3 protein-coding genes are annotated in these 4086 nt (G+C 58.3%); all 3 read left to right on the top strand.

Going from position 1 to position 4086, the window contains the following annotated elements; genetic code table 11:
- Positions 1-691, top strand: a 691-nt coding sequence (locus tag IJN28_01285; protein ID MBQ6712405.1) for a cyanophycinase, incomplete at its 5' end; no start/stop codon positions are given.
- A complete protein-coding gene (cphA, locus tag IJN28_01280) occupies positions 673-3354 on the top strand; it encodes a cyanophycin synthetase (protein MBQ6712404.1) in 2682 nt (893 codons plus the stop codon). The genes IJN28_01285 and cphA, both read left to right, overlap by 19 nt.
- Before the next feature lie 68 nt (positions 3355-3422).
- On the top strand, positions 3423-4086 hold a 664-nt coding region (locus tag IJN28_01275), incomplete at its 3' end, for a 4-(cytidine 5'-diphospho)-2-C-methyl-D-erythritol kinase (protein ID MBQ6712403.1).

Below are 4086 nucleotides of genomic sequence, written 5' to 3'. Positions count from 1 at the left end.
GGTGGGCGAGGAGTATCGCGCGATCTTCGAAAAACTCGGTGCGGGCGAGGTGCGCGTGCTGTTCGCCGATACGAGAGAGGAGGCATCATCGGAAGAGGTGTCGCGTGCGATTTGTCATTCCAGCGGGATATTCTTAACGGGCGGCGATCAGCTGAGGCTGACGAGTATCTTGGGCGGGAGCGAGGCTGACCGCAGTATTTTGCGCGCCTTTCACGGCGGTACGATCGTCGCAGGAACGAGCGCAGGGGCGTCGGCGATGGCAAGCACGATGATCGTCAGCGGTGATTCGGCCGATACGGCGACGCGCTCGACGGTGAGCATGGCGCAAGGAATGGGTCTTGTAGAAGATGTCGTCATCGACCAGCATTTTGCCCAGCGCGGGCGTATGAATCGACTTCTTGCCTCGGTAGCGCAGAATCCGCATCTCCTCGGTATCGGCATCGACGAAGATACGGCGATCCTCGTCACCCCCGACGGGCGGTGTGAGGTCATCGGCTCGCAGAGCGTGACGGTGCTTGACGGACGGCACGTACATCAGACGAACGTATCCGATTCAAGCAGCCGAGAGCCGCTTGCCATCACGAATCTGACGATGCACATCCTTCCCGAGGGGTACGGCTATGACCTTACCTTACATCGACCGTATCGGACTGAGGAGCAGGAGGCGACAGTATGCGGATCGTATCGGTAAAGACGTTTGACGGTGTCAGCATATACAGCAAGAAACCTGTCATGGCAGTGTGGGTCGCGCTCGGTGCACTGGCCGAAGTATCGAGCCGTGACGTGCCGCAGTTTACCGAAAAGCTCCTCGCGCTTCTGCCCGGTCTTAGAGAGCATCATTGCTCGGAGGGCGTGCGCGGCGGATTCGTCAAACGGCTCCGAGAAGGCACGTATCCTGCACATATCTTAGAACATATCGTGCTCGAACTGCAGGCGATGCTCGGTGACGATGTGCGCTACGGCAAGACGCGCGAGGTGGAAGAAGGCACGTATCGCATCGTCGTCGGCATCATCCATCCGCAGACAGCCATTCTTTGTATGACGGCGGCAAGGACGATCCTGTCTGCCTTGTATCGCGGAGAAGACGTGCGCATCGACGACTATCTGTCTGCACTAAGACACAGCCATACGCTCGAATCGCTCGGACCGAGTACATCGTCGCTCGTTGAGAGCGCGAGAAAACGCGGTATCCCTGTCGATATCGTGCGCGGTGCACAGCTTGTTTCGCTTGGCTGGGGCAAGCATCAACGGCGCATGTGGGCGACCATCTCCGACAAGACGAGCCTTGTTGCCGCCGACATCGCCTCGGACAAGTCGCTGACGAATACGCTCCTTCGCGAGCGGGATATCGCCGTACCGCACCATATCATCGTCGAAACGCTTTCGCAGGCAGTTTCGGCATGGCGCATGCTCGGCAAACGTGCCGTCGTCAAACCGCTCTATGGCCATCAGGGAAAAGGCGTCACCGTTGGTGTCCGTTCGGTACGCGAGCTTGATACGGCACTCCGTGCGGCGCAGGCTTTCGGCAAGCGCGTCCTCATCGAACAGCAGATATCGGGACGCGAATATCGCCTGCTCGTCGTAGACGGCAAGCTCGTCGCCGCCTCCGAGAGAATACCTGCATACGTGCGCGGTGACGGCACGCAGACCGTACGCGCGCTCATCGACGAGGTGAATCGCGACCCGCGCCGAGGCGACGGCCATACGAAACAGCTGACGAAGATATCTGTTGACCGCACCGTCATTGCCGTACTGGCAAAAGCAGGCTATACGCTCGAATCCGTACCGCGCAAAGGAGAAGTCGTCTACCTTCGCCACAGCGCGAACCTCAGCACGGGCGGTACGGCAGTCGATGTAACAGACATCGTTCACGAGAGCACACGCCGTATGGCAGAAGAAGCCGCCGCTGCCGTCGGCCTTGATATCGCAGGAGTTGACATCATCGCCTACGATATCGCCAAACGCGGTGCCACCGTCATCGAAGTCAACGCCGCGCCCGGTATCCGCATGCACCACAGCCCCGACGGCGGACGAGCGCGCGATGCGGCAGGCGCGATCCTCGACTATCTGATGGAAGGCACCGACGGGCGAGTGCCCATCGTCGCAGTCACAGGCACCAACGGCAAAACGACCGTCACCCGCCTCATCGCCCATATCTGGAGGCAAACAGGTAAGACTATCGGTATGACAAGTACGGGAGGCATCTACCTTGGTGAAGAATGTCTTGCCGAAGGCGATACGACAGGGCCGAAAAGTGCCAAGAGGATACTCGCCGACAAACGCACAGAAGGTGCGGTCTTAGAAACGGCACGCGGCGGTATCGTGCGCAGCGGACTTGCCTTCGACCGCTGTGACATCGGTATCGTAACGAACGTCACCGACGACCATCTCGGCCAAGACGGCATCAACTCGCTCGATGCACTTGCCGATGTCAAATCACTCATTGCAGAAACCGTCAAAAAAGACGGCTACGTCATCATCAATGCAGACGATGCGTACGCCGAGCATATGATAAAGCGCGCGGGCGGAACAGTCGTCCTCGTCAGCATGTATGCGGATAATCGTCTTGTAAGAAGATACCTCGGCGCGGGCGGCATCGCCTTCTACCTGCAAGGCGGCACCGTATGGAAAGCACAAGCCGACCGCGAAGAACCCATCGTCAGCCTGCGCGAAGCACCCATCACCCTCGGCGGACGAGCCGACCATCAGATGCAAAACTGCCTCATCGCCTGTGCAGGCGCCGTCATGCTCGGACTCAGCCATGAGCTTGTAAAAAACGGCATCCTCTCCTTCACCGAAAACAAAGGCCGCATGACGATGATAGACCTCGGCAGTTTCACCGCTGTCTTAGACTATGGACACAACCCTGCGGGATACCTCGCCGTCATCTCTGCTGTCCGCAAACTCGGCGCAAAACATCTCGTCGGCGTCATCGGCGCGGCAGGCGATCGCACAGACGACACCCTTCTTACACTCGGACGCATCGCAGGCAAGCACTTCGACAAACTCTATATCAAAGAAGACCGCGACCTCAGAGGACGAGCCAAAGGCGAAACTGCCACCATCCTTGCCGAGGGCGCACGACAGGCAGGCGCAAAAGTGCGCGACATCACACTTCTCCTCGACGAACGCACCGCCATTCGCCGTGCTTTGGACGAAGCGCAGACAGGCGACACCATCGTCATCTTTTACGAAGACTATGACGGCGCATTTGCCGAGATCGAACGCAAACGCGGGAACATGGAAGAGGGCAGTCGGGACGATATCGCGCCCAATGGGGACAAAAATGCAAAAACATTCGATTTTCCCAATAAAAATGCACCTTCTCGGCAGGCGAACGCACAGCTCATGTAGAAAATATTACAGGTTAGAACCATCAGAAGCGACGCTTCGGGGTAATAAACTGTAAATGAGTGAGAAACATGATAACAAAGTACGCCAAAGCCAAAGTGAATCTGACGCTTGATATCCTCGGCAAACGCGACGACGGCTACCATGAAGTAGAAATGATCATGCAATCCATCGACCTCGCCGACATCGTCACGCTCGAAGATGCTGAAGATATTATCGTAGAAACAGACCTTGCCGAACTCGCAGACGACCGCACCAACCTTGCCTACCGTGCCGCCGAACTTCTGCGCGACACGTATGGTGAGGGACGCGGTGCTCATATCCGCATCGAGAAAAAAATACCGCTCGCCGCAGGTCTTGCGGGAGGCAGCAGTGATGCCGCCGCCGTCCTCCTCGGCCTCAATGAGCTCTGGAAACTCGGCCTTGACATCGACAAGCTCACCGCCCTCGGCGCACGCCTCGGCTCCGACGTACCGTTCTGCATGATCGGCGGAACCATGCTCGCCAAAGGGCGCGGAGAAGTCCTTGCGCGCGTACCGTCCCTCGGCGCGTACCCGCTCGTCCTCGTCAAACCGCCCCTCGGCGTATCGACAGCCGCGGCATACGGTGGATACCGTGCAGAAAACGTCGAAACGCATCCTACCGCCGACCGCATGATACGCGCCATCGAAAGCGGAAACATCACGCGCGTCTACGAAGCTATGGGCAACGTCTTAGAAACCGTCACCATCCCGC

The sequence above is a fragment of the Selenomonadales bacterium genome (assembly GCA_017442105.1).
Lineage (GTDB): Bacteria > Bacillota > Negativicutes > RGIG982 > RGIG982 > RGIG982.
This window is presented reverse-complemented; position numbering and strand designations above follow the sequence as displayed.